Origin of the sequence: Caulobacter vibrioides (genome assembly GCF_002858865.1) — a bacterium.
GTDB classification, from domain to species: domain Bacteria; phylum Pseudomonadota; class Alphaproteobacteria; order Caulobacterales; family Caulobacteraceae; genus Caulobacter; species Caulobacter vibrioides.
In genome coordinates, this window is sequence record NZ_PJRR01000019.1 from 310,721 (window position 1) to 334,720 (window position 24,000).

Consider the following 24,000-nt stretch of genomic DNA (forward strand, 5'->3'; position numbering starts at 1 on the left):
GTCTATTGGAACCTTGTGGAGGTGGAGAACCGGAACGTTTCGGTTCGGTCGTAGTCTTCCTTGGAGAGAATGCGGCTGATGTCGAAACGAATGGGCCCCATGGGGGACTTCCAGTCGATCGAGATACCCGCCGAGGCACGCAAGCCAAGGTTATCCTTGATGTTCGGATCGAAGACGCCGGGCGACCTCTGGCGGTCAACATCATCCAGCAGACCGGCCGTACCGACGTCGCTGAACAGGGCGGCCTTGATGCCGTACTGCTCGGGCAGGAACGTCGGAACCGTCAGCTCGAAGGTGCTGATGGCGTAGAGCTTCGCGCCCATCGAATTGAACGAGCTGGAGATGTCGCGCGGACCGATACCGGCGATCTCGAAGCCGCGGAACGACGTACCGCCGCGATAGAAGCGGTCGTTGATGCGAACATTGTCGCCGCCCCAGCCTTCGATGTAGCCGAACGAGCCGGTCGCGCTGAACACCAGATCCTTGGTGAAGCCCCAGTACCAGCCAGCATCCGCTTCGGTCTTGAGGTACTTCACGTCGCCGCCGACGCCGGCCAGATCCTGGTTCAGGTCGGCGAACCAGCCACGGGTCGGATTGATCGGGTCGTTGCGCTTGTCGATGCGCAGGCCGTAACCGATCAGCGAGGTGATATAGGCGCCGCGCTGCAGGCAGAGGATCTGAGACACCGAGCCGCTGGCGCAGAGACTGTCGGCAACGCTCACCTCGTCCTGACGGACCGTGTAGCGCAGGCTCATCGACGAGTCGTTGGTCAGCGGGAAGCCGAAGCGGACATCGCCGCCGACCGACTTGGTGTCATAGGCCGCGAATTCCGACAGGTCGTAGCGGAAGGTGTAGAGGTTCACGCCCGCGACCAGGTTCCGGCCCAGGAAGCGCGGCTCGCTGAAGCCGAAATCGATCTGTTGGCGCAGCGAACCCACCGACGCCCGCGCGCGCAGGTTCTGGCCGCGACCGCGGAAGTTCCGCTCGGTGATGCCCACGTCTAGCACCAGCTTGTCGATCGAGCTGTAGCCGGCGCTGAACGACAGTTCGCCGGTAGGCTGCTCCTCGACCTTGACCCGCAGGCTGGTGCGGTCGGGGGCCGAGCCGGGCGCGTCCTCGATCTCGACTTCCTTGAAGAAGCCCAGGCGGCGCATGTTGTTCTTGGACCGATCGACCAGAACGCGGTTGTAGGCGTCGCCTTCGGCGACCTCCAGCTCGCGGCGAAGCACATAGTCGAGCGTGCGGGTGTTGCCGACGATGTCGATGCGGTCGACATAGACGCGCGGACCTTCACGGACCTGGAACACAACGTCGACCGTCTTGGTCTCGCGGTTCGGGACATAGCGGGGGCGAACATCCACGAAGGCGAAGCCCGCCGCACCGGCCGCGAAGGTCAGGGCGTCGGTCGCCTGCTCGATCCGCTCGTCTTCATAGAGCTGACCCGTGCGCACAGGCAGGATCTGCGCCAGCAGATTGCCGTCCAGCTTCTTGAGCTCGGTCTCGACGGTGATCTTGCCGAACTTGTACTTGGGCCCTTCCTCGAGGGTGTAGGTGACCGCAAAGCCGTTCTTGTCCGGCGCTAGCTCGGCCACCGAAGAGATCACGCGGAAATCGAAATAGCCACGATTGCGATAGTGTTTGCGCAGCTGCTCGCGGTCGTACTCGATCCGGTCGGGATCATAGTTATCGTTGCTGGTCAGGATCTTGTACCAGCGGCTTTCCTTGGTGACGATGACGTCGCGCAGATCATTGTCCGAGTACTCGGCGTTACCCAGGAAGTTGATCCCGAGCACGCCGCTCTTGGCGCCTTCGTTGATCTCGAACACCAGGTCGACGCGCTTCTGCGGCAGCTCAACCACCTTGGGCGTCACCGTGGCCGAAATCCGGCCGGAGCGGCGATAAAGCTCGATGATGCGCTGAACGTCGGCCTGGACCTTGGCGCGCGTGAAGATACCGCGCGGACGGATCTGCACCTCGTCCTTCAGCTTGTCTTCCTTCAGGGACGAGTTCCCCTCGAAGACCACCTGATTGATGATCGGGTTTTCCACGACCTTCACCACCAGGTCGCCGCCCAGCATTTCGATCTTCACGTCCGCGAAGAGGTCGGTGCGCGCCAGGGTCTTCAGCGCCAGGTCGAGGCGCTGGGAGTCGACCGTGTCGCCGGGCTGGATCGGCAGATAGGACAGCACCGTGCCCTGCTCGATCCGTTCGTTGCCCTGCACCAGGATGCGCTGCACCACGCCCGTCTGGGCCGCTTGAGCGAAGGCCTGTTGCGGCGCCACCAGGGCCGTCGAGCCGAGGAGCAGCGCCATACCCGTGGCGAACGCGGCGCTTTGGGCGCGAAGTTTGTTCATGTGACCAATCATGGACGGAGGACGGACGTTCACGTGAAAAGTCCGCCGATGAATTTGAACACGTCGTAGCGGTTGAGGTCGTTCCACGCCGCGAACAGCATGAAACCCAGGATCAAGGCAAGCCCCGCCCGGAAGCCGGCGGCCTGGAACTCGGCCCGCAGGGGCCGCTTGGCCACCGCTTCATAGGCGTACATCACCAGGTGGCCGCCATCGAGAACCGGAATCGGCAACAGGTTCATGAAACCGATGCTGACCGACAGGCTGGCGATGAGCCAGAACTGCGAATAGATCAGTCCAATCGCCAAGGCCTTGCCGTTCGGAGCCTGCTCGACAACGCCGTTGGTGACCGCGCCGGCGGTGTGACCAATGCCGATGATCCCGCTGATCTGATCCGCCGGAAGCTGTCCCATCAGCAGGCGGCCCAGATAGAAGGCGATCGTCTTGATCATGTCCCAGACCTCGACGGTCGCGTCGGGGATCGCGCTGAGCAGCGACGAACGCTCGAACCGACCGCCCGGCGCACTGCGCAGACCCAGCTCACCCACCTTAACGCGGCCGCTGATCTCGTTCTGGCGCTCCACCAGGCGCGGCGTCGCGGTGAGATGCACCGTGCGCCCATCCCGCTCGACCGCGAAGTCGATCGGCATGTTCGCCCGCAGCGCCACATAGCCCTGGATGTCCTGGAAGGATCGGATCTGACGGTTGTCGGCCTTCAGGATGACGTCACCCGGCTTGAAGCCGGCCGCCGCCGCCGGTGTTCCGGCGACAACCTCACCGACGGTCGTCGACGTCTTCTGGGCGCCGAACGACACCAGGATCACGGCGAAGACCAGGATCGCCAGGATGAAGTTCGCCATGGGACCAGCGACGGCGATAAAGGCGCGTTGCCAGACCGGCTTGAAGTGGAAGTAGCGATTTACAGCGTCGTCGCCCTCGCGACGGCGGATTTCGTTCCGCATCGCGTCGAGGTCGTTCTGGTCAGGCACGCTGGCGGCGTTCTCATCGCCTGCGAAGCGGACGTACCCGCCGAGCGGTATAGACGCCACGCACCACTCGACGCCGCGCTTGTCGCGCCAGGAAATCAGCGGCGCGCCAAATCCGATGGAAAAGCGCTCGATGGCCACGCCGCAAGCGCGCGCAGCCCAATAGTGTCCCAGCTCGTGCACCGTCACCACGACGGACAGCACGAACAACAGCGACACAAGCATGATCAGAAAGCCGATCATCGCGCGAAAATACTCTCCCCGGTCAGGCCCGCTGACGCTTCTGCGCGACAACCTCGGCCGCAATGCGGCGAGCGCTGCCATCGATCAACATGGCGGTCTCGACAGCGTCGCTTTCCGCGACGGAGAGGTCACCCAGGCTGTTCATCCGCTCCAGGGTCCCCGCCACCGCGCCGGCAATATCGAGAAACCCGATACGGCGGTCAAGGAAAGCAGCCACGGCCACCTCGTTGGCGGCGTTCATCGCCGCCGGCGCGCCTCCGCCCAACCTCAGCGCTTCGCGCGCGATCCCGATTGCGGGGAACCGCTCGACGTCGGGCGATTCGAAGGTGAGCTGGCCGTAGGCGGCAAGATCAAGGCGCGGCGCAGGCCACGGCAGACGATCCGGCCATGCGAAGGCGCAGGCGATCGGCGCGCGCATGTCCGGCGGGCCAAGCTGCGCCAAGGTCGAACCGTCGACATACTCTACGAGGCTATGGATCACCGATTGCGGATGAATCACGACGTCGACGCGGTCTTCCGGGGTTGCGAACAGATAGGACGCCTCGATCATCTCGAGGCCCTTGTTCATCATCGTCGCGGAATCGACCGAAATCTTGGCGCCCATCGACCAGTTCGGGTGAGCGATCGCCTGCTCGGGGGTGGCGCGGGCCATCGCCGCCTTGTCCCAGGTCCGGAAGGGCCCGCCAGAGGCCGTCAGGATCAGGCGTGATACGCGGTGCGCGCACTCGGACTGAAGCACCTGAAAAATGGCCGAGTGTTCCGAGTCGACAGGAATGACCGACCCGCCGGCGGCCTTGGCGATGGCCAGCAGCGCCGGCCCCGCGCAGACAAGGCTCTCCTTGTTGGCCAGAGCGATCACGGCGCCCGTGCGCGCGGCGGCGACCGTCGGGGCCAGACCCGCCGCGCCGACGATGGCCGACATGACCCAGTCCGCGCCCATGGCCGCAGCATCGCGAACCGCGTCGGCGCCGGCGGCCGCCTCGACGCCCGTACCGGCCAGACCGGCGCGAAGATCAGCAAGACGGCTTTCGTCCTCGATGACCGCTAGGGAGGGCTTCCAGCGCCGCGCTTGCTCGATCAGGCGCTCGACATTGCGACCGGCGGTGAGCGCCAGGATCTGAACCGGCGCACCGGACTCTTCGAACAGGCTCAAGGTCGAAAGGCCGATCGATCCGGTCGAGCCTAGCACCACCACCTTGCGGGGAGAGGTCAATGCCCCCATCCGATCTGATCGACCAGCCGTACGGCCGCGATCACAATGGCCGCGAACATCAGACCATCCACCCGATCCAGCAGGCCGCCATGCCCGGGAATGAGATCGCCACTGTCCTTGACGCCGAACCGACGCTTGAGCATCGACTCCCAGAGATCGCCCGCCATCGTCGCCAGACCGCCCAGCAGACCGATCAGCGCCGCCGCCTGCCAGATCAGATCAAGCTTGGCCAGAGAGGCGACAACGACCGCGCCTATGGTTGCAGCTGCAAGACCGCCGACGAAGCCCGCCCACGTCTTGTTGGGCGAGATGCGCGGCCAAAGCTTCGGCCCCTTGAGAATGCTGCCCGTGACATAGGCGAAGATGTCGGCGAACCACGTCACGACAAACAGCAGCAGGGTCCACCAAAGCCCGTCGTCCAGCGACCGCACCCAGACCATCGCGATCACCGCCGGCGCGATATAGACCACGCCATAGGCGGCGTCGGCGCGCCGCTCCACGGCGCCGCGCGCGATCAGGCCAGCTAGGAAAGAGCCCACCAGTACAACGGCCCAGGCGACCAGAAACTGCTGCAGGAACGCCGCGACGACGGCGATCCCGCAGAAGACGCCAACCACGGCGCCGACGGCGTTCGGCGCCTTTGGCGCGCTGATCCGTCCCCACTCGCGAGCCAAAAGCCCGACGCAGACCAGAGACAGGGCCATGAACCAGTAACCGCCGAGCCATATCGCGGCCACGACGGTGGGAACGAGCACGGTCGCCGAGACCACGCGCGTTCGAAGATTGCCCCAGTTGAAGCGCTTAGCCGGCGACGGCGACGTCATCGGCAGCGACCCCTCCATACCGGCGGTCGCGACCGCGATACTCGGCGATCGCCGCCGCAAGAGCCTCGGGGCCATAGTCCGGCCATAGAACGTCCTGGAAGACGAGCTCGGCGTAGGCGCAGTCCCAAAGAAGGAAGTTCGAAATCCGACGCTCGCCGCTGGTTCGAACAATCAAATCCGGCGACGGCGCAGATGCGGTGGAGAGGAACTGCTCGAACGTTTTCTCGTTCAGGTCCGAAGCCTTTGCTTCGCCTCGTTCAACCCGCTCGGCGAAGGCGCGCGCGGCGTCGGTGATATCGGCTTGCCCGCCGTAATTGAACGCGACCTGCAGGACGAACTCGGAGTTCTGCGCCGTGCGCCGCTCGGCGCGTTCGATCACCTCGGCGATATCCGTAGAGAGACCCGTGCGACGCCCGATGATGCGGACGCGCACGCCGGCCTTGGCCAGTCGCTCCAGGTCCGATTCGACATAGGCCTTCAGCAGGCCCATCAACTCGGAGACCTCCTGCGGAGGACGACTCCAGTTCTCGGTCGAGAAGCCGAAAACCGTCAGAACACCGACATTCTGGCTCTGAGCGCCCTCGACGGTGCGCTTGAGGGCGTTGACGCCCGCGCGATGCCCGAGCACGCGCGGCATGCCCCGCTGCTTCGCCCAGCGGCCGTTGCCATCCATGATAATGGCCACGTGCAGACGCTCCGTGGACGCCTGCCCCCCGGCGCGTCCCGAAACGTCCTGCGGACCGGTGGTCGCCGGCATTCGCTTCAACCTTCCCTCTACGCTCCCCATGAAAACTCGCGATGCGGGCGATTAGACCTGCATGATCTCATGTTCCTTGGTTTTCAAGGCCTCGTCGATGCGCTTGATGGCGTCGTCGGTCATCTTCTGGACCTCCGTTTCCATCTTCTTGCGCTCGTCCTCGGCGATGGCCCCGTCCTTCTCGGCCTTCTTCAGATCGTCGTTGGCGTCACGACGAACGTTACGCACGGCGATCTTCTGCTGCTCAGCGTACTTGCCGGCGATCTTCTGGAGATCACGACGACGCTCCTCGGTCAGCGGCGGGATCGGGATACGCAGGTTCTGGCCTTCGACGACCGGGTTCAGGCCCAGGCCCGACGCGCGGATCGCCTTCTCAACGGAAACCACGACACCACGGTCCCAGACGCTGACGTTGATCTGGCGGGGCTCGGGCACACTGACGGAAGCCACGGCGTTCAGCGGCGTCGTGGAGCCATAGGCCTCAACCATCACCTGATCGAGCAGGCTGGCCGAGGCGCGTCCGGTGCGCAGGCTGCCGAACTCTTCCTTCAGGGCGGAAACGGCCTTGTCCATGCGGTCGCGATAGCGCGACAGAACGGGTTTTTCGGCGGCGGCCATGTGGCTCTCCTCGCTAGACTTTATCTTCAGGCGGCGCGGTCTTCGGCGACCACGGTGTGGGTCCCCTCGCCTCGCAGGACGGTCAGCAGGTTGCCGCGCCCCTTGATCGAGAAGACCACGATCGGAATGTTGCTGTCGCGCATGAGCGCGACGGCCGAGGCGTCCATGACGCGCAGGTCCTTGGCCAGCACGTCCATGTAGCTCAGGCGGTCGTAGCGTTGGGCCGTCGGATCCTTCTTGGGATCGGCGGTATAGACGCCATCGACGCTGGTGCCCTTGAACAGCGCGTCGCACTGCATCTCAGCGGCGCGCAGGGCGGCGGCGGTGTCGGTCGTGAAGAACGGGTTGCCCGTACCGGCGGCGAAGATCACCACGCGGCCCTTCTCGAGATGGCGCTGGGCGCGGCGGCGGATATAGGGCTCGCAGACGGTGGCCATCGGGATCGCCGACTGCACGCGCGTTTCCACGCCGATGCGCTCCAGCGCGTCCTGCATGGCCAGCGCGTTCATGACTGTGGCCAGCATGCCCATATAGTCGGCGCTCGACCGCTCCATGCCCTTGGCGGCCCCAGCCATCCCGCGGAAAATGTTGCCACCGCCGATCACCAGGCAAAGCTCGACGCCCGATTTGACGATCTCGGCGACGTCCTCGGCGACGGATTGAACCGTGTTGGTGTCGATGCCGTAGGGCGTATCGCCCATCAGGACCTCGCCGGACACTTTGAGCAGGATGCGGCGATATTTCTGGGGCGCGCTGGTATCGGACATGGGACCGCTATTCCTGAGTCGTCGGCACGCACATTACGTGCGTTCTACAGAAGTGGGATGGGTTTTGCCAACCACGGTGCGTACGCCGGATGGCAGGCGTGAAAAGGGCGCGGCGCGCGTCGAACGCGCCGCGCCCAATTTATCGATCCGACGCTATGCCGCGCCGGCGATCAGACCTTAGGCCTGACCGGTCATCGAGGCGACTTCAGCCGCGAAGTCGTCTTGCTTCTTCTCGACGCCTTCGCCCAGGGCCAGACGCGTGAAGCCCTTCACGGCGACCGGAGCACCCAGGGTCTTGGCGGTTTCGGCGACCAGCTGCTCGACGGTCTGATCCGGGTTCATGACGAAAGCCTGCTTCAGCAGCACGACTTCTTCCAGGAACTTGCGGATACGGCCTTCGATCATCTTCTCGACGACGGCGGCGGGCTTGCCCGACTCCAGCGCCTGCTCGGTGAACACGGCCTTTTCACGCTCGATGGCGGCCGGGTCCAGATCGTCCGGCGACAGCGACAGCGGCGAGGTCGCGGCGACGTGCATCGCGATCTTGCGGCCCAGCTCGCGCAGGGCGGCCTTGTCGCCGGTCGACTCGACGGCCACCAGCACGCCGATGCGGCCGAGGTCCGGCGCGGTGGCGTTGTGGATGTACGAGGCGACGACGCCGTTCTCGACCGTCCACTTGGCGGCGCGACGGACCATCATGTTCTCGCCGATCGTGGCGATCAGGTTGGTCAGGTGGTCTTGAACGGTCTCGCCGCCGGCCAGCTTGGCGGCGGTGATCGCGTCGACCGAACCGTCGGTGCCCAGCGCAGCGCCGGCGATCTGACGGGCGGCGCCTTGGAACAGGTCGTTACGCGACACGAAGTCGGTTTCGGCGTTCACTTCGACGGCCGTGGCGGTTTCGCCAGCGCCTTGCTCGGCGGTGGCGATGGCCACCAGACCTTCGGCGGCGGCGCGGTCAGCCTTCTTGGCGGCCTTGGACAGGCCCTTGGCGCGCAGCCAGTCGATGGACGCTTCGATGTCGCCGTTGTTCTCAGCCAGCGCCTTCTTGCAGTCCATCATGCCGACGCCGGACTTTTCGCGCAGTTCCTTGACGAGGGCGGCGGTGATCTCAGCCATCGAAAATCTCCAGATTCAAACGGTTGGCGACCGAGCTTGTTAGCTCGCCAAATCGATAAAGAGTTGGGACCGGACTACTTAGCCCGGTCCCATGTCAGGGTCGCGACGGTCCCCGCGCGAAGCGGGGACACGTGGGAAATCAGCCTTCGGCCGATTCCGGGGCTGCTTCGGCGGCCGGAGCTTCCGGCGCCAGTTCGCGGGCCAGGGCCGGCTCGACCGGAGCCACCGAGGCGCCGAGGTCCACGCCAGCAGCGGCTTGACCAGCGGCCAGACCGTCCAGGACGGCGTCGGCGATCAGGTCGCAGTACAGCTGCAGGGCGCGGGCGGCGTCGTCGTTGCCCGGGATCGGATAGGTGATGCCGTCCGGATCGCAGTTGGTGTCGAGGATGGCGACGACCGGGATGTTCAGCTTGCGGGCTTCCAGGATCGCGATCGCTTCCTTGTTAGTGTCGATCACGAACATGATGTCGGGGATGCCGCCCATGTCCTTGATGCCGCCCAGCGACAGCTCCAGCTTGTCGCGTTCGCGCGTCAGCTGCAGCAGCTCCTTCTTGGAGCGGCCTTGACCTTCGCCGGCCAGCACGCCTTCCAGCTCGCGCAGACGCGCGATCGAGCCCGAGACGGTGCGCCAGTTGGTCAGGGTGCCACCGAGCCAGCGGTGGTTCACGTAGTACTGGGCGCAGCGCTTGGCGGCGGTGGCGACCGGGTCGCTGGCCTGGCGCTTGGTGCCGACGAACAGCACGCGGCCACCGGCGGCGGCGACTTCACGAACCTTCACCAGGGCCTGGTGCAGCAGCGGGATCGACTGCGACAGGTCGATGATGTGGATGTTCGAGCGCGAACCGAAGATGTAGCGGTCCATCTTCGGGTTCCAGCGGTGCGTCTGGTGACCGAAGTGAGCGCCGGCTTCCAGGAGCTGACGCATGGAGAATTCGGGAAGAGCCATCGGGCCTTAATCCTTTTTCCGGTTGAACCTCCGTGGACACCCCCGTTCCAGACCATTCTGGAGCGGGACCGGAACGGCGACGCCGGGATGTCTCCCCAGTGCGGCCGAACGTCCACGTGTGGAATGGCCGCGCAAATAGTCGCTGTTGCGCGAAAAGGCAAGCCCGCTCTTCGGCGATCGGGCGTAGCGATATGCCCCGGCGAGACCATCAGCCGCACCATGCGGCCGCCTTCGTCCACAGAAACTGCGGGCAGTGTCGCAAATCTTCCACGGGAGCGTGGCTCCATACTGACGCTTGTGGCGGAGATGACAATGCTCGCGGTGTTCGACATGGACGGCACGTTGCTGAACGGCGACTCGACCGCGGTTTGGCTGTGGGAGCGTGCTAAGCGATCGCCACTGCGGATGCTGGGCATCCTCGCCGTCGCGCCCGTCGCCGTACCGATGGTGGCCTTGCCCCTCACCCGTCGCGCGGGTGCGTCAATCCTGCTGTGGATCGCGACGGCGGGTCTGTCGGAGCAACAGTTGCTGGCGTCCTGCGACGACTTCGCCCACGCGTTCGCCGAGAGGCGCTGCAGCCTGTCCTGGAAGCCGCAGGCCCTGGCTGCTCTGGACCAGCATGCGGCCGCCGGCGACCGAGTCGTCGTGGTCACCGCAGCGCCACTGTGCCTGGCGAACGCCCTGCTCCGGACCCTGGATCGACGCGTGGAGGTGCTGGGCACGTCGCTCAAGCCAGGGCTGGGCGGTTGGATCGCCAACATCCACTGCCGCAACCAACGCAAGTGCCAGGCCCTGGCCGAGGCCGGCCATGGCGCCCGCTGGGCCTATGCCTATACCGACAGCCTGGATGATCTGCCGATCCTGCGCGCGGCGGACCGGCCGGTCATTGTCAAAGGCGGCAAAGCTGCCGAGCGACGCCTGTTCCGCGCAGGGCTGTTGAACGGGCGCGCGGCGGCCTGGTGACGAGGCTGCGGATCAGTCGGGCCTGCGCGCCGTGACCACAAGCCAGGGCCGTCGGCCGCCCTGGTAGTCGCCACCCTCAAAGTCCTGAATGGACAGGATCTCCCAGCCCGCTGAGGTCTGGTAGGCGACCTCCAGAGCCTCGGTCGTCGGATAGTTGAAATAGCGCCCCAGGCTATCTCGTCCCTCGATCGCGCCCGCCTTGTAAGTCGCCATGTGAAGACCGCCGGGCTTCAGGGCCCTGAAGATCCTAGACAGAACATCAGGAAGCGCTGATCCGGGGACATGGAGCAGGCTGGCGTTTGCCCAAACACCGTCGTAAGCGCCTTGAGCATCTAGCTGATCGAACCGCATGACCCGCACTGGGCGCTTTAGCCTGCCCTCGGCCTGCTTGGCCATGGCCTCCACGCCGTCCGTGGGGTCGATCAGAAAGCCGAGCACCGACATGGCCTCACTGTCCCGGCCATCACCGCATCCCAGCTCCAGAATATATCCCCCAGGCGGAAGCTGGCTCAGAAACCGAGCGAGAAGTCGGCTGGGCGCATCCCGTGCGGTAGCTGCATAGGCCTGCGCCTGGTTAGCGTAGAAGCGCAGCGTTACCTCATCGTATGAGCCGTCCTCATCCGCCTTGCCGGCTGGCGTCATCGTGGTCGTTCCCCAAGATCGGCGTGAGCACGCTTACGATCATGGCGCCAACCGTCTTCGGCGCCGTGGCCAGCGAGCCCCCTCAGCGGCCGTTCCATCGCCCCGTCCATATTCATCGCACTCCGCTCGCGCCGAGCCGCACCAGGAGAGGTCGTGGGAATATTTTCCTAAACGTCTTCCAGCAGCGCCACCCCGGGCGCGGTCTTCAGCGCACCGCGCAGCGCCGCATCGAGTGTATAACGCCCAGGCAGCCGGAGCTCGATCTCTCGGCCGCCGCCGATCGCCGCGACGAAGGTGACCTCGCCCCCCTTCTGAGCTTGAGCGGGTTCGAGACGCCGTTTCAGCGCATCAATCTCGGCGGCCGACGGTGACAGGTGGACCCTCAGACCCGCCACGACGTTCTCCACCGCCTTCTCGATCGGTTCGGCGTCGTCGCCGAAGAAACGCACCTCGCCGTCTCTCGCCTTGGCGCGCACCTTGATGGCCACGGCCTTCCCAGGCTCCAGGACATCTCGGCACTTGCGAAGAGACTCCGGCGGATAGAGCACCTCGTACTCGCCAGTGGGATCGGAAAGGGAGACGAAGGCGAACTTCTCGCCGCTCTGGGAGGCGCGCTCCTGGCGGCGACGCACCACGCCGCACATCCGGAAGGCCTCAGCCCCGGCCTCGGCCTGGGCCATGGCCTCGGCCAGCATGACCGTGCGCCGACGGCGCAGCATGCCGACCATGTCCTCCAGCGGGTGGCCGGTCAGGTAGAAGCCGACAGCCGACAGTTCCTCATCCAGCAGATCGACCTGGTTCCAGTTCTCGGTCTTCGACAGACGGGGCCGGCCCGCGCCGGGGTCTGAGCCGAAAAGGCCGCCCTGCCCGCCCTGGCGGTCGGCGTGGCAGCTCTGGGCATGGGCGATCAAGACGTCGGCCGAGGCGACGATCTGGGCGCGGTTCTTGTGGATCGAGTCGAAGGCCCCGGCCCGCGCCAGGTTTTCGATCGCCCGCTTGTTGACCTGCCGGGGGTCGATGCGTTCGACAAAGTCAAAGACGTCGCGGAACGGCCCGCCCTCCGCGCGTACCGCCACCAGATGCTTCATCGCCTCGAGGCCGACATTGCGGATGGCGCCCAGCGCATAGAGCACCTCGCCGTTCTCGACCTCGAAGTCGGCGCCGGACCGGTTCACATCCGGCGCGCGCACCGTGATCCCGAAACGCCGCGCATCCTGGTGGAAGACCGCCAGCTTGTCGGTGTTCGACAGATCCAGGCTCATCGACGCCGCGAAGAACTCGACGGGCGTGTTCGCCTTCAGCCAGGCGGTTTGGTACGAAATGAAGGCGTAGGCGGCGGCGTGCGACTTGTTGAAGCCATAGCCGGCGAACTTGGCGACCAGTTCGAAGATCGAGCCGGACTGCTCCTCCGGAACGTTCTTTTCCTTGGCGCCCGAGACGAAACGGATCTTCTGGAGATCCATTTCTTCCTTCTTCTTCTTGCCCATGGCGCGACGCAGAAGGTCGGCTTCGCCCAGGCTGTAGCCCGCCAGGATCTGGGCGATCTGCATCACCTGTTCCTGGTAGACGATGACGCCGTAGGTCTCCTTCAGCACGGCCTCGAGCGACGGGTGCAAGGTGTCGACAGGCTTTCGACCGAACTTACAGTCGACGAAGGTGTCGATGTTATCCATCGGGCCCGGACGATAGAGCGAGATCAGCGCGGTGATCTCCTCGATCGAGCCGCAGCGCATCTTGCGCAGCGTGTCGCGCATGCCCTGGCTTTCGAGCTGGAACACGCCGACCGTCTGACCAGAAGCGAGCAATTCGTAGGTCTTGGCGTCGTCGAAGGGCAGCTTGCCGAGATCGATCTCGAAACCGCGTTTCTTGAGGTGCTTCACCGCCCGGTCCAGCACCGTCAGCGTCTTGAGGCCCAGGAAGTCGAACTTCACCAGACCGGCGCTCTCAACCCACTTCATGTTGAACTGGGTGGCGGGAAGGTCCGATCGCGGATCCTTGTAAAGCGGCGTAAGTTGCGTGAGCGGCCGGTCGCCGATCACCAAGCCGGCGGCGTGGGTCGAGGCGTTGCGGAACAGGCCTTCCAACTGCAGTGCGACGTCCAGACAGGCTGAGACGTTGGCGTCTTCCTTCTTGGCCTGCTTGAGGCGCGGCTCCAGATCGATCGCCTGGGCCAGGGTCACCGGCGCGGCTGGGTTGTTCGGCACCATCTTGCAGAGCCGGTCGACGAGACCCAGTGGCAGCTGCATCACGCGCCCCACGTCGCGCAGCACCGCGCGCGCCTGAAGCGAGCCGAAGGTGATGATCTGGGCCACGCGATCGCGGCCGTACTTCTCCTGCACGTAGGAGATCACCTCTTCGCGCCGCTCCTGACAGAAGTCGACGTCGAAGTCGGGCATCGAAACCCGCTCGGGATTGAGGAAGCGCTCGAAGAGCAACCCGAACCGCAGCGGATCCAGGTCGGTGATGGTCAGCACCCAGGCCACCAGCGAGCCGGCGCCCGAACCCCGGCCGGGGCCGACGGGGATTCCGTGAGCCTTACCCCACTTGATGAAGTCCGACACGATCAGGAAGTAGCCTGGGAAGCCCATCTTCTTGATGATGCCGAGCTCGAAATCGAGCCGCTTCCAATACTCTTCCTCGGGGGCCGAGAGGGTCAGCCCCTCAAGGCGCATCTTCAGGCCCTCGCGCGCCTGGTGCTCGAGCTCCTCGGCCTCGTTGCGGCCATCGCCGGTCGGGAAGCTGGGCAAGATCGGGTCGCGCTTGTGCACCATGAAGGCGCAGCGCCGGGCGATGTCGAGGGTGTTGTCGCAAGCCTCGGGCAGATCGGCGAACAGCTTGCGCATCTCTTCAGCCGGCTTGAACCAATGCTCGGGCGTGACACGCCGCCGCTCGTCCTGGCCGACGAATGCGCCGTCGGAGATACACAGCAGCGCGTCGTGGGCGTCGTAGAAGCCCGGCTTGGCGAAATAGACGTCGTTGGTCGCCACCAGCGGCACGTCGTGGTCATACGCCCAGTTGACCAGACCCGGCTCCGCCGCCGCCTGGCGAGGCAGCCCGTGGCGCTGCAGTTCGACATAAAAGCGATCGCCGAACACGCGATGCATCTCGGCCAAGGCCGCCGAGGCCTCGGCGGTCTTGCCGGCGGCGAAGAGAGCGTCGACGGGCCCATCGGTCCCGCCTGACAGCAGGATCAGGCCCTCGCTATGCTCGGCCACCTTGGCCCACGGAACAACGGGTTCGGGCAGTTCAGCGCTGTCGAGATAGGCGATCGACGACAGTTCAGAGAGGTTGAGATAGCCGCGCTCATTCTGCGCCAGCAGCATGAGCGTCGGCGCACGGGCCCAGCGCTCGGTCGGGCCGCCGCCAATCCCGACGACGGGGATGGCGCAGCCAATGATCGGCTGAACGCCCGCATCCTTGGCGTAGGACGAGTACTCAAGAGCGCCGAACAGGTTGGCGCGGTCGGCAAGGCCGGCGGCAGGCATCTTGGCCTCGGCGGCCAGCTTGCCGATATGGTCGGCCTTGATAGCGCCTTCCAGCAGCGAATAGGCCGAACGGACCCGCAGGTGGACGAAGCCTTGCCCCTCCGCGTCCGACATGACCGACCTCCGCTAGATCATCGCCGCTTGGCGACTCAGGCCACGAGATTGGCCACCGTGCACATCATCCAGACGAAGCCGATCACAGAAACAAGGGCGAAAGACTCACGCGCGACACGGATCATCGGAACCTCCACAGATTTCTTGTTTTGTTCCATATTCCGGTTTTGTTCTGTTCACAAGATGTTCCACTGCAATCTTGTGCATTTTCTTTGCGCGGAGCGTTGGTCAGTCCCGCGCAAGCCTCGAAACGAGTGGCCAAGCCGCCGGGAGTCGGCCAGATCAACGCCATGCGCCTGATCATCGACACAGACACGGCGGGAGACGACGTCTTCTCCCTGATGCTCGCCCTCACCCGCCCGGGTGTTGAGTTGGAGGCCATCACCATCGCGCACGGCAATGTGGGCTTCGAGCAGCATGCCGAGAACGCCCTGGTGACCCTGGATCGCTGCGGGCGGGCCGGCGAGGTTCCGGTCTATCTGGGCGCCCAGTTTCCCCTGATGCGCGCGCCGCTGGACGCCGCCTATGTGTTCGGCCGCGACGGCATGAGCGATAGCTGCTTTGCGCGGACCTCGCAGCGCCCCGCCGAGGGCCATGCCGTGGATGAGCTGGTGCGCCGGATCATGGATGCGCCCGGCGAGATCACCCTGATCGCCCAAGCGCCGCTGACCAACATCGCCCTCGCCTACCAGCGAGAGCCCCGCATCGCCAAAGCGCTGAAGCATCTGTGGGTGATGGGCGGTACAGACAACGGCGTGGGCAATGTGACCCCGGCGGCCGAGTACAATTTCTACGCCGACCCGGAAGCCGCCAAGATCGTCATCAATGCGGGCTTCAACCTCTCCATCGCCACCTGGACCCTGACCCTGAAGGACGGTCTATGGACGACAGAGCAACTGGACGCGCTTGACGCGTTGGACACCGAGAAAGCCCGGTTCTTCACCGATGTGAACCGCGCATCGCTGGCGTTCGCGCGCGAGACCGAAGGCCTGGACGGCAGCCTGCATCCCGATGCGCTGACCTGCGCGATCGCACTGGACGAGGGCCTGATCCTGGAGGCGGAAACCTGTGTCGTCGACGTTGAAACGGTGGGCGAGCTCACGCGCGGCTATCTGAGCGTCTCGCACTCGATCCTGCCGGACATCGAGATCGCCGACCCCGCCCTCAAGCGCCGCCCGCCGAACGCCCGCGTGATCAAGGCCATCGACCGCGAAGGCTTCTTCGCGGCGATGCGGACCGCACTGCTCTAAACGCGTTGAAGCTCCAAGTGGCCGTCTTTCAGGGCCACCACGCGGTCCATGTAGCGCGCAAGCTCCATGTTGTGCGTCGCGATCACCGCGGCGACGCCCTGCTCACGGCAGACCTGGTAGAGCGCCTGGAAGACGGCGGTGGAGGTCGCGGGATCCAGGTTCCCGGTCGGCTCATCGGCCAGCAGCAGTTTCGGACGGTTGGCGAGCGCTCTGGCGATGGCGACCCGCTGCTGCTCGCCGCCTGACATCTGCGCCGGCTGGTGGTTGAGGCGATGACCCAGACCCAGGCTCTCCAGCAGCTCACGCGCCCGCGCCTCGGCCTCGCGGCGGCTCTTGCCGGCGATGGTCAGCGGCATGGCGACGTTCTCGAGCGCCGAGAACTCCGGCAGCAAGTGGTGGAACTGATAGACGAAGCCCACTGTGCCAAGACGGATGCGGGTACGCGCCCGCTCTGAGAGCTTGGAACAGTCGCGTCCCTCGAGGGCGACAAGACCCGCGTCGGGCCGCTCCAGCAGGCCCGCCGAATGCAGCAGCGACGACTTGCCTGAGCCCGACGGGCCGATCAGGCCGACCACCTCACCCGGATAGACGTCCAGATCAACGCCCCGCAGCACGGGCAAATCGCCGGCTTCGGTCTTGTAGACACGTTCCAGGCCGCGCAGCGCGAGAACAGGATCACTCATAGCGGAGCGCCTCCACCGGATCGAGGCGCGAGGCGCGCAGGGCGGGCGGCAAAGTCGCCAGGATGCTCATGGCGGCCGAGGCGAGGACGATGCCGCCCACCTCGCGCCAGTCGATCTTCGCCGGGATATGGGACAGCATGTAGACGTCGGCGTTGAACACAGACGTTCCGGTCGCCCATTCCACGAAGTTTTGGATCGGGGTGATGTAGGCGCAGAACAGCACGCCCAGCGCCAGGCCGCACAGAGTGCCGGCCACGCCGATCGAGGCGCCGGCCATCAGGAAGATGCGCAGCACCGCGCCCTGGCTCGCGCCCATGGTGCGCAGGATCGCGATGTCCTTGCCCTTGTTCTTCACCAGCATGACCAGGCTGGAGATGATGTTCAGCGTCGCGATCGCCACGATGCAGAACAGGATCAGCCGCATCACCTTGCGCTCGACCTGCAGCGCGGTGAAGTAGCTGTGGTTCTTGTCCATCCAGTCATTGACCACGGCGCCCGGCCCGCTGGCGATCTCGACCGCCTGCTTGAGTTCCTTGGCCTTGTCCGGATCCTCGACCTTGATCTCGACATAGTCGACCGTGGTGTCGCGACCGAAGAACAGCTGGGCCTGTTCGAGGGGCATGTAGATGAAGGCCTCGTCGAACTGGCTCATGCCGACGCTGAACACGCCGCCGACGATGTAGTTCTTCTCGCGCGTCGAACTGCCGAAGGCCGTGGCCGGCCCGGACGGCGAGATGATGGTGATCGGGTCTCCAGGCTGAACGCCCAGGGTCTGGGCCATGCGCTCGCCGATCAGGACGATGTCGCCGCCATATTCGCCCTGGCCGAAGCCCTCCATCGAGCCGTTCTTGATGTTACCCGAGATCAGCGACATGTGTCGCAGGTCGCTGGTCGTGACGCCTCGAACGATGGCGCCCGTCACTTGCGTGGGACCAATGACCATGGCCTGCGCCTCGACCATCGGCGCGGCCTGGATAACGCCTGGGGCGGCCTTGATGCGGCGTATGATGGTGTCGCGATCGGGACCGTTGATCAGCGGCGACTGGGCGTAGAGGTGGCCGTTGAAGCCGAGGATGCGCCCCAGAAGCTCGGCGCGGAAGCCGTTCATCACGCTCATCACGGTGATGAGGGCGAAGACCGCCAGCATCACCGCACTGAACGAGATGATCGAGATCAGAGCCACGCCGCCGTTCTTGCGCTTGGCGAACAGATACCGGCGAGCGACCGAGCGCTCCCAGCGACTGAAGGGACCGGCGGCGCGGGCGTCTGGCATCAGGCGGTCTTGCTCTTGGTCAGGCCGTCCAGGACGGATTCCAGCGAGGCGGTATGGCGCTCGCCGGTCTTGCGGTTCTTGATCTCGACGACGCCTTCGGCGATGCCCTTGGGTCCGACGATCAGCTGCCAGGGCAGACCGATCAGGTCCATGGTGGCGAACTTGGCGCCGCCACGGGCGTCGGTGTCGTCGTAAAGCACCTCACGGCCGGCGGCCTTAAGAGCGTTGTAGGCTGTCTCGCAGGCGGCGTCGCAGGCCGCGTCGCCCTGGCGCATATTCACGATCCCGACGTCGAACGGCGCGACGCTTTCCGGCCAGATGATGCCGCCCTCGTCGTGGCTGGCCTCGATGATCGCGCCCAGGAGACGGGAGACGCCGACGCCGTAGCTGCCCATCTGCACCGGGACCTGCTGGCCGTCCGGCCCTTGCACCGTGGCCTTCATCGGCTCGGAGTACTTCGTGCCGAACGAGAAGATGTGGCCGACCTCGATACCGCGCGCCGACAGGCGGTCGCCTTCCGGCAGGGCGTTGAAGGCCGCTTCGTCATGCATTTCCTCGGTCGCGGCGTACAGCGCCGTGCGCTGGTTCACCAGCGGCTGCAGGTCGCCGTTGATCCAGTCGAGATCCGGACCGGGCGCCGGCATCTCCACCAGGTCCTTGTGGCAGAACACGGCGCTTTCGCCGGTTTCAGCCAGCACGATGAACTCGTGGGAAAGGTCGCCGCCGATCGGACCCGTATCCGCCCGCATCGGCACGGCCTTCAGACCCATCCGCGCAAACAGATTCAGATAGGCCACGAACATGCGGTTGTACGACTTGCGCGCGCCGTCGGCGTCGAGGTCGAAGCTGTAGGCGTCCTTCATAAGGAACTCGCGGCCGCGCATCACGCCAAAGCGCGGGCGGCGCTCGTCCCGGAACTTCCACTGGATGTTGTAGAGGTTCTTGGGGAGGTCCTTGTAGCTCTTGATCGAGGCGCGGAAGATGTCGGTGACGACCTCCTCGGCGGTGGGACCAAACAGCAGTTCGCGCTTGTGGCGGTCGGTGATGCGCAGCATCTCGTCGCCGTAGTCGTCATAGCGACCGCTCTCGCGCCACAGATCGGCCAGCTGGATGGTCGGCATCAAGAGCTCGATGGCGCCGGCGCGATCCATTTCCTCGCGGACGATCTGCTCGATCTTGTTCAGCACCCGCAAGCCCAGCGGAAGCCAGGCATAGATGCCCGCCGCTTCCTGGCGGATCATGCCGGCGCGGAGCATCAGCTGGTGCGAAACGATCTGGGCGTCGGAAGGCGCTTCCTTCAGCACCGGCAGGAAATAGCGCGAAGAGCGCATCAGCTTGGAAACTCCGGGAATTCGAGAAGGGCCTGAGATAGCCCCTCGCCCGACAGCTTGGCAACGCGGTAGAGCCGGCCTGGCTCAGATCTTTGATCCAAACCGGGCAGCAAGCTCGTCCCTCCAAGCCCGGAAGCGCGACGATTACAGACACCAACGACCACTTTGTGCAGTCGCGCTTTGGGCGGAAGTAAGGCTGCGTGACGGACAAAAGAAAGGCCGCGCGGATCGCCGCGCGGCCTGACAGTCATCGTCGGGGAAGACGCCACAGAGCGAGACCGGCAAGGCCGATCTCCTGAAAAACACTCTACCCGCCAAACGTTTGTTGGGGCACGCCCAACCGCCGGAAGCGCTAACAATGAGGCCATTCGCCCAAGCCTTGAGCGTTTGGAGGCAAATCGCCCGCTCCACGCCCAAGGCTTGTGCATTCGCACATCAGGCGCCGGCGGGCAGATCCGGAAGCCTGATGAGCTTGAAGTGCATGATCAGGAAGAACAGGCCAAAAACCACGGCCGACAGCCAGGTCGTGGTGATGAACTTGCGCTTCAGATTCGGGTTCATCGGCGCGCCGGGATCAACGCCCGGCGGCGGCTTGATCCCGGCCTCGAAGAAGCTGCGCGACCCGAGCGGCAGGACCGCAAACAACACGGTCCACCAGATGATCATGTAGATCGCGAACCAGGTCATGGGGCTCATCAGTGATGCGCGTCCTTTGGCGTTTCCATGAGCTCGACAAGCATGCCGCCCATGTCCTTGGGGTGGACGAAGATGATCAGGGTGCCGTGCGCGCCGATGCGAGGCTCGCCAAGCACCGTCGCGCCCTTGGCCACAAGGGCGTCACGGGCTTCGTAGATGTTCTCCACCTCGAAGCAGATGTGGTGCTGACCGCCCTTGGGGTTCTTGGCCAGGAAGCCATGGATGGGAGACTTCTCACCATAAGGCTCAATAAGCTCGATCTGGCTGTTGGGCAGGTTGACGAAACAGACCCACACCCCCTGCTCCGGCATCGCCCACTTGTCGGTGATCGACGTGGCGCCGAGCAGATCGCGGTACATCTTCACCGACTCATCGATGGACGGTGTGGCGACGCCAACGTGATTGAGCTTGCCGATCATCTTGAGGAACTCCCGCTGCTGTTCTGATTGTTGGCTGTTGGCCTAGCACCAGTGCTGCAACGCGGAAAGATGGGGCGTCCACGGAACCGCCGCAGCCGCCCCCTCCCATCAAATGCGAAGAACCGTGGTTTCTACGACGGGCTTGCGCTCCCAGATGCGAAAAGCCGCCTTCTTCACGGCGCGGGAGATCGCGCTTTCGATCGTCTCGTCAATCTCGCGCGCGTCGCCGTCCAGCTTCTTGTAGGCGCTCTCGGCCTCCTCGCAGAGATCGTCCAGAGCATCGTCCAGCGTGTACTCGTCATCGCCCGTCAGGCCGATACCCCGGATCTGGGGTCCGGAGACGATCTTGTTGCGACCGTCGAGCACGATCGACACCGCCAGCACCCCGTTGAAGGCGGCATGGCGACGCTCACGCAGCGCTTCGCCGTTCTCGGGCGTGACCACCCCACCGTCCACATAGAGACGGCCGGCGGGCACCTCGTCGATGATGCCTGGCTGGCCGGGCGCCAGCAGCACCATGTCGCCGTTGCGCGGGCTGACGGCGTGCGGGACCTGAAGATCCTTGGCCAGGGCCGCATGCTCGATCAGGTGACGACGTTCGCCGTGCGTGGGCACGGCGATATGCGGCCGCACCCAGGCGTACATCTGGCGCAGCTCATCCCGGCACGGGTGACCCGACACGTGGATACCCGGCGTGTCGCGTTCGGTGTGCAGCCGAACGCCGCGGTCGGCCAGCTTGTTCTGCAGGTTGCGGATCGGGATTTCGTTGCCCGGGATCACGCGCGAACTGAAGATCACATGATCGCCCGAGCCCATCTTCACATGCGGATGGCTGCCGTCGGCGATGCGCGACAGGGCGGCGCGCGCCTCGCCCTGGCTGCCAGTGCAGAGATAGAGGACCTCGTTCTCCGGCAGATGCTTGGCCTGGTCGTCGTTGATGAAGGGCTCGAGGCCTTCCAACAGACCGACGGAGCGGGCGGCCGCCGCCATGCGATGCATTGACCGGCCAGCGAGGCTGACCTTGCGGCCGCAAGCCTGGGCCGCGCGGATGACGGTGTCCATGCGCGCAACGTTGGAGGCGAAACAGGCCACGGCGATCTTGCCGTTCAGGCTCTTGATCAGGTCGCCAAGGGCCGTGCGGACGTCGGCCTCGGAACCGGCAGAGCCTTCCTGGAAAACGTTGGTGCTGTCGCACACCATGGCCAGCACGCCTTCGTCACCAAGGCGTCGGATAGCCGCCTCGTCCGTCGGCGCGCCAAGCTGCGGGTCAGGGTCAATCTTCCAGTCGCCGGTGTGCAGAACGGTGCCCAGAGGCGTTTTGATCGCCAGGCCGTTCGGCTCCGGGATCGAATGGGTCAGGGTGATCAGTTCCAGCTCGAACGGACCAAGCTTGAAGCTACCGCCCAGCGGCACCTCGGTAATCGGCACCTCGCCCAGCAGATCGGCGTCGCGCAGCTTCTCGCGCAGCAGGAAGGCGGTGAACGGCGTAGCGAACACCGGCGCCTTGAGACGCGGCCACAGCCAGTGCACGGCGCCCAGGTGATCCTCGTGCGCGTGGGTCAGTACGATGCCAAGAATATCGTCGGCATAGGGCTCGATATAGCTCGGGTCGGGCAGGATGATCTCGACGCCGGGGGTCGTCTGGTCGCCAAACGTCACGCCCAGATCGACCACGATCCACTTGCGATCGTGCGCCGGCCCAAAGCCATACAGGTTGAAATTCATGCCGATCTCGTTCGACCCGCCCAGCGGCAGGAAGACGAACTCGTCGTTCTTGGACTTTTTCATCAGGACTCGGCGATGGTGTTTCGGCGGTAGATTTCGAGAAGACCCCGGATCGTCAGATCAGAGTCGAAGTGGTCAATGCTGTCAGTCGCGCCCTCGAACAGCGAGGCGACGCCACCCGTGGCGATAACGGTCATAGGCTCGCCGCGCTCGGCCTTGATCCGCGCGACGAGGCCTTCGATCAGCGAAATATAGCCCCAGAAGACGCCGGACTGCATGGCGGAGACCGTATCGGTTCCCACGATCTTGTTACCGGCGGGACGCTGGATGGCGATGCGCGGCAGCTTCGCCGCCGCCTCGTGCAGAGCCTGCATCGACAGGTTGATACCGGGCGCGATAATCCCGCCCTCGAAGGCGCCGTCGGCGGCCACGATGTCGAACGTCGTCGCGGTGCCGCTGTCGATCACGACCAGCGGACCCGGATAGACCATCGCCGCGCCAATGGCGTTGACCAGGCGGTCGGCGCCGGCCTCGGAGGGTTTCTCGATGCGGACATCAATGCCCAGCTTGGCGTTCTCACCGATGACCAGAGGCTCGACGTTGAAGTAGCGGCGGCTCAGGTTGCGCAGATTGAAGATCGACTGCGGCACGACGCTGGAAATGATCACGGCGTCGATCGCCCGGAAGCCAAGCCCCTGCATCGACAGCAGTTGCGAAAGCCAGACGACGTACTCATCGGCCGTGCGCGTGCTTTCGGTCGCTGACCGCCACTGCGCGACCCACGATGCGCCATCGTGAATGGCGAACATGGTGTTGGTGTTGCCCTGCTCAATGGCCAGCAGCATCACGCGCCTCCAAAAAACACGTCGCCGGCCGTAATCCGACGCACACTTCCATCAGCCAGGCGCAGACGAAGCGCGCCATCGGCGTCCAGGGCTTCAGCGACCCCTTCGACGGTCTCATGGCCCAGACGCGCCACGCAAGGCTCGCCCAACCCATGGGCCCGGGCGGTCCAGGCGTCGGCGATCGCGCGGAAGCCCAGGATGTCCCATGTCCGCAGCCAGCGCTCGAAGGCCTCCGCCAGAACCTCGGCAGCCTCCTGCGGCGATGGCGGCGCTTCCAGATAGGTTGCGATCGCCGTGGCCGGGCGCTCGGCGTCGATCGGCTTGCGCTTCAGGTTCACGCCGATCCCGACCGCCAGCCACAGCCCGCCGAACGGCGAGGCGCCCGACTCAACGAGGATGCCGCTGACTTTCAATCCCCCCAGCAGAGGGTCATTCGGCCACTTCAGGCTGATCAGGTGACTGGGGACGTAACGCGCCAGCAGGTCAGCCACCGCCAGAGCGGCGACAAAAGACACCTGCGCCGCCTCGGCAGGCGGCCGCTCAGTGCGAAACAACAGGGTGGCGGCGAGGTTGCCCTCGCCGGTTTCCCAGGCCCGCCCGCGACGCCCCCGCCCGGCTGTCTGGCGAAGGCCCACGAGCCACAGGGGCTCCACCGCGCCGGCCTCGGCCCGGCGACGGGCCTCGGCGTTGGTCGAGTCGATCTCGTCGAGAACGACGATGGGAGGCACGGTGACGGGCGAAACGCCCGTCACG

The 24,000-nt window shown here is 65.2% G+C and carries 22 protein-coding genes and 1 pseudogene; 2 read left to right on the top strand and 21 right to left on the bottom strand.

From position 1 onward, the window contains the following. Window positions 1-2: 2 nt before the first annotated feature. The 9 genes from bamA to rpsB all read right to left on the bottom strand — a co-directional run bounded on the left by bamA (window position 3) and on the right by rpsB (window position 9,821). The gene (gene bamA, locus CVUC_RS15715) at window positions 3-2,366 is read right to left on the bottom strand and encodes an outer membrane protein assembly factor BamA (protein ID WP_012640362.1); all 2,364 of its coding nucleotides are present in this window, start codon (window positions 2,364-2,366) and stop codon (window positions 3-5) included. Between the two features lie 17 nt (window positions 2,367-2,383). Then, a complete protein-coding gene (locus CVUC_RS15720) occupies window positions 2,384-3,580 on the bottom strand; it encodes a M50 family metallopeptidase (RefSeq protein ID WP_010919782.1) in 1,197 nt (398 codons plus the stop codon). 22 nt (window positions 3,581-3,602) lie between these two features. After that, window positions 3,603-4,802, bottom strand: a complete 1,200-nt coding sequence (gene dxr / locus CVUC_RS15725; protein ID WP_096033393.1) for a 1-deoxy-D-xylulose-5-phosphate reductoisomerase — start codon at window positions 4,800-4,802, stop codon at window positions 3,603-3,605. Then, window positions 4,790-5,635, bottom strand: a complete 846-nt coding sequence (locus CVUC_RS15730) for a phosphatidate cytidylyltransferase (protein WP_096033394.1) — start codon at window positions 5,633-5,635, stop codon at window positions 4,790-4,792. The genes dxr and CVUC_RS15730 overlap by 13 nt, the downstream gene beginning before the upstream one ends. Continuing rightward, window positions 5,595-6,374, bottom strand: coding sequence for a polyprenyl diphosphate synthase (gene uppS, locus CVUC_RS15735; protein WP_096033395.1), 780 nt, complete (start codon window positions 6,372-6,374; stop codon window positions 5,595-5,597). The genes CVUC_RS15730 and uppS overlap by 41 nt, the downstream gene beginning before the upstream one ends. A 51-nt stretch (window positions 6,375-6,425) precedes the next feature. After that, the gene (gene frr / locus CVUC_RS15740; protein WP_010919786.1) at window positions 6,426-6,992 is read right to left on the bottom strand and encodes a ribosome recycling factor; all 567 of its coding nucleotides are present in this window, start codon (window positions 6,990-6,992) and stop codon (window positions 6,426-6,428) included. 26 nt (window positions 6,993-7,018) lie between these two features. Continuing rightward, window positions 7,019-7,759, bottom strand: coding sequence for a UMP kinase (pyrH, locus tag CVUC_RS15745; RefSeq protein ID WP_010919787.1), 741 nt, complete (start codon window positions 7,757-7,759; stop codon window positions 7,019-7,021). Between the two features lie 177 nt (window positions 7,760-7,936). Further along, window positions 7,937-8,875: a translation elongation factor Ts gene (gene tsf / locus CVUC_RS15750; protein WP_010919788.1), complete on the bottom strand. Its 939-nt coding sequence runs from the start codon at window positions 8,873-8,875 to the stop codon at window positions 7,937-7,939. Window positions 8,876-9,014: 139 nt separating this feature from the next. Then, complete coding sequence (gene rpsB / locus CVUC_RS15755; protein WP_010919789.1) at window positions 9,015-9,821, bottom strand: 30S ribosomal protein S2; 807 nt, start codon at window positions 9,819-9,821, stop codon at window positions 9,015-9,017. 312 nt (window positions 9,822-10,133) lie between these two features. Between rpsB and CVUC_RS15760 the strand changes: the two genes are divergently transcribed. Continuing rightward, window positions 10,134-10,784: an HAD family hydrolase gene (locus CVUC_RS15760; protein WP_096033396.1), complete on the top strand. Its 651-nt coding sequence runs from the start codon at window positions 10,134-10,136 to the stop codon at window positions 10,782-10,784. A gap of 12 nt (window positions 10,785-10,796) precedes the next feature. Here the strand turns inward: CVUC_RS15760 and CVUC_RS15765 are convergent, their stop codons facing one another. The 3 genes from CVUC_RS15765 to sidA all read right to left on the bottom strand — a co-directional run bounded on the left by CVUC_RS15765 (window position 10,797) and on the right by sidA (window position 15,150). Continuing rightward, a complete protein-coding gene (locus CVUC_RS15765; protein WP_096033397.1) occupies window positions 10,797-11,426 on the bottom strand; it encodes a class I SAM-dependent methyltransferase in 630 nt (209 codons plus the stop codon). Window positions 11,427-11,593: 167 nt separating this feature from the next. Further along, a complete protein-coding gene (gene dnaE / locus CVUC_RS15770) occupies window positions 11,594-15,025 on the bottom strand; it encodes a DNA polymerase III subunit alpha (RefSeq protein WP_096033398.1) in 3,432 nt (1,143 codons plus the stop codon). Window positions 15,026-15,060: 35 nt separating this feature from the next. Further along, on the bottom strand, window positions 15,061-15,150 hold the full coding sequence (sidA, locus tag CVUC_RS15775) for a cell division inhibitor SidA (protein ID WP_024265750.1): 90 nt from the start codon (window positions 15,148-15,150) through the stop codon (window positions 15,061-15,063). 165 nt (window positions 15,151-15,315) lie between these two features. Here sidA and CVUC_RS15780 point away from each other — a divergent pair, with 165 nt between their 5' ends. Continuing rightward, window positions 15,316-16,275 (top strand): nucleoside hydrolase, encoded by a 960-nt coding sequence (locus tag CVUC_RS15780; protein WP_096034777.1) that lies wholly within the window; start codon window positions 15,316-15,318, stop codon window positions 16,273-16,275. Here CVUC_RS15780 and CVUC_RS15785 read toward each other — a convergent pair. From CVUC_RS15785 to CVUC_RS15825, 9 genes and pseudogenes are all read right to left on the bottom strand, one after another. Beyond that, window positions 16,272-16,958, bottom strand: a complete 687-nt coding sequence (locus CVUC_RS15785) for an ABC transporter ATP-binding protein (protein ID WP_010919795.1) — start codon at window positions 16,956-16,958, stop codon at window positions 16,272-16,274. The genes CVUC_RS15780 and CVUC_RS15785 overlap by 4 nt on opposite strands. Next, window positions 16,951-18,231 carry a lipoprotein-releasing ABC transporter permease subunit gene (locus CVUC_RS15790; protein ID WP_096033399.1) on the bottom strand — a complete coding sequence of 427 codons (1,281 nt, stop codon included), beginning with the start codon at window positions 18,229-18,231 and terminating at the stop codon, window positions 16,951-16,953. The genes CVUC_RS15785 and CVUC_RS15790 overlap by 8 nt, the downstream gene beginning before the upstream one ends. Beyond that, window positions 18,231-19,562 (bottom strand): proline--tRNA ligase, encoded by a 1,332-nt coding sequence (proS, locus tag CVUC_RS15795; protein WP_096033400.1) that lies wholly within the window; start codon window positions 19,560-19,562, stop codon window positions 18,231-18,233. Before proS ends, CVUC_RS15790 begins: the two co-directional genes overlap by 1 nt. Then, a pseudogene (locus CVUC_RS15800) lies at window positions 19,562-19,979 on the bottom strand (hypothetical protein). Before CVUC_RS15800 ends, proS begins: the two are co-directional and overlap by 1 nt. An 18-nt stretch (window positions 19,980-19,997) precedes the next feature. Next, window positions 19,998-20,258, bottom strand: a complete 261-nt coding sequence (locus tag CVUC_RS15805) for a DUF1467 family protein (RefSeq protein ID WP_010919798.1) — start codon at window positions 20,256-20,258, stop codon at window positions 19,998-20,000. Further along, window positions 20,258-20,677: a methylmalonyl-CoA epimerase gene (mce, locus tag CVUC_RS15810; RefSeq protein ID WP_010919799.1), complete on the bottom strand. Its 420-nt coding sequence runs from the start codon at window positions 20,675-20,677 to the stop codon at window positions 20,258-20,260. The genes CVUC_RS15805 and mce overlap by 1 nt, the downstream gene beginning before the upstream one ends. Window positions 20,678-20,785: 108 nt before the next feature. Beyond that, on the bottom strand, window positions 20,786-22,465 hold the full coding sequence (locus tag CVUC_RS15815; RefSeq protein WP_096033401.1) for a ribonuclease J: 1,680 nt from the start codon (window positions 22,463-22,465) through the stop codon (window positions 20,786-20,788). Beyond that, window positions 22,465-23,250, bottom strand: a complete 786-nt coding sequence (locus tag CVUC_RS15820; RefSeq protein WP_096033402.1) for a type III pantothenate kinase — start codon at window positions 23,248-23,250, stop codon at window positions 22,465-22,467. Before CVUC_RS15820 ends, CVUC_RS15815 begins: the two co-directional genes overlap by 1 nt. Next, window positions 23,247-23,999 carry a biotin--[acetyl-CoA-carboxylase] ligase gene (locus CVUC_RS15825; protein ID WP_096034778.1) on the bottom strand — a complete coding sequence of 251 codons (753 nt, stop codon included), beginning with the start codon at window positions 23,997-23,999 and terminating at the stop codon, window positions 23,247-23,249. Before CVUC_RS15825 ends, CVUC_RS15820 begins: the two co-directional genes overlap by 4 nt. Between the last annotated feature and the right edge of the window lies 1 nt (window position 24,000).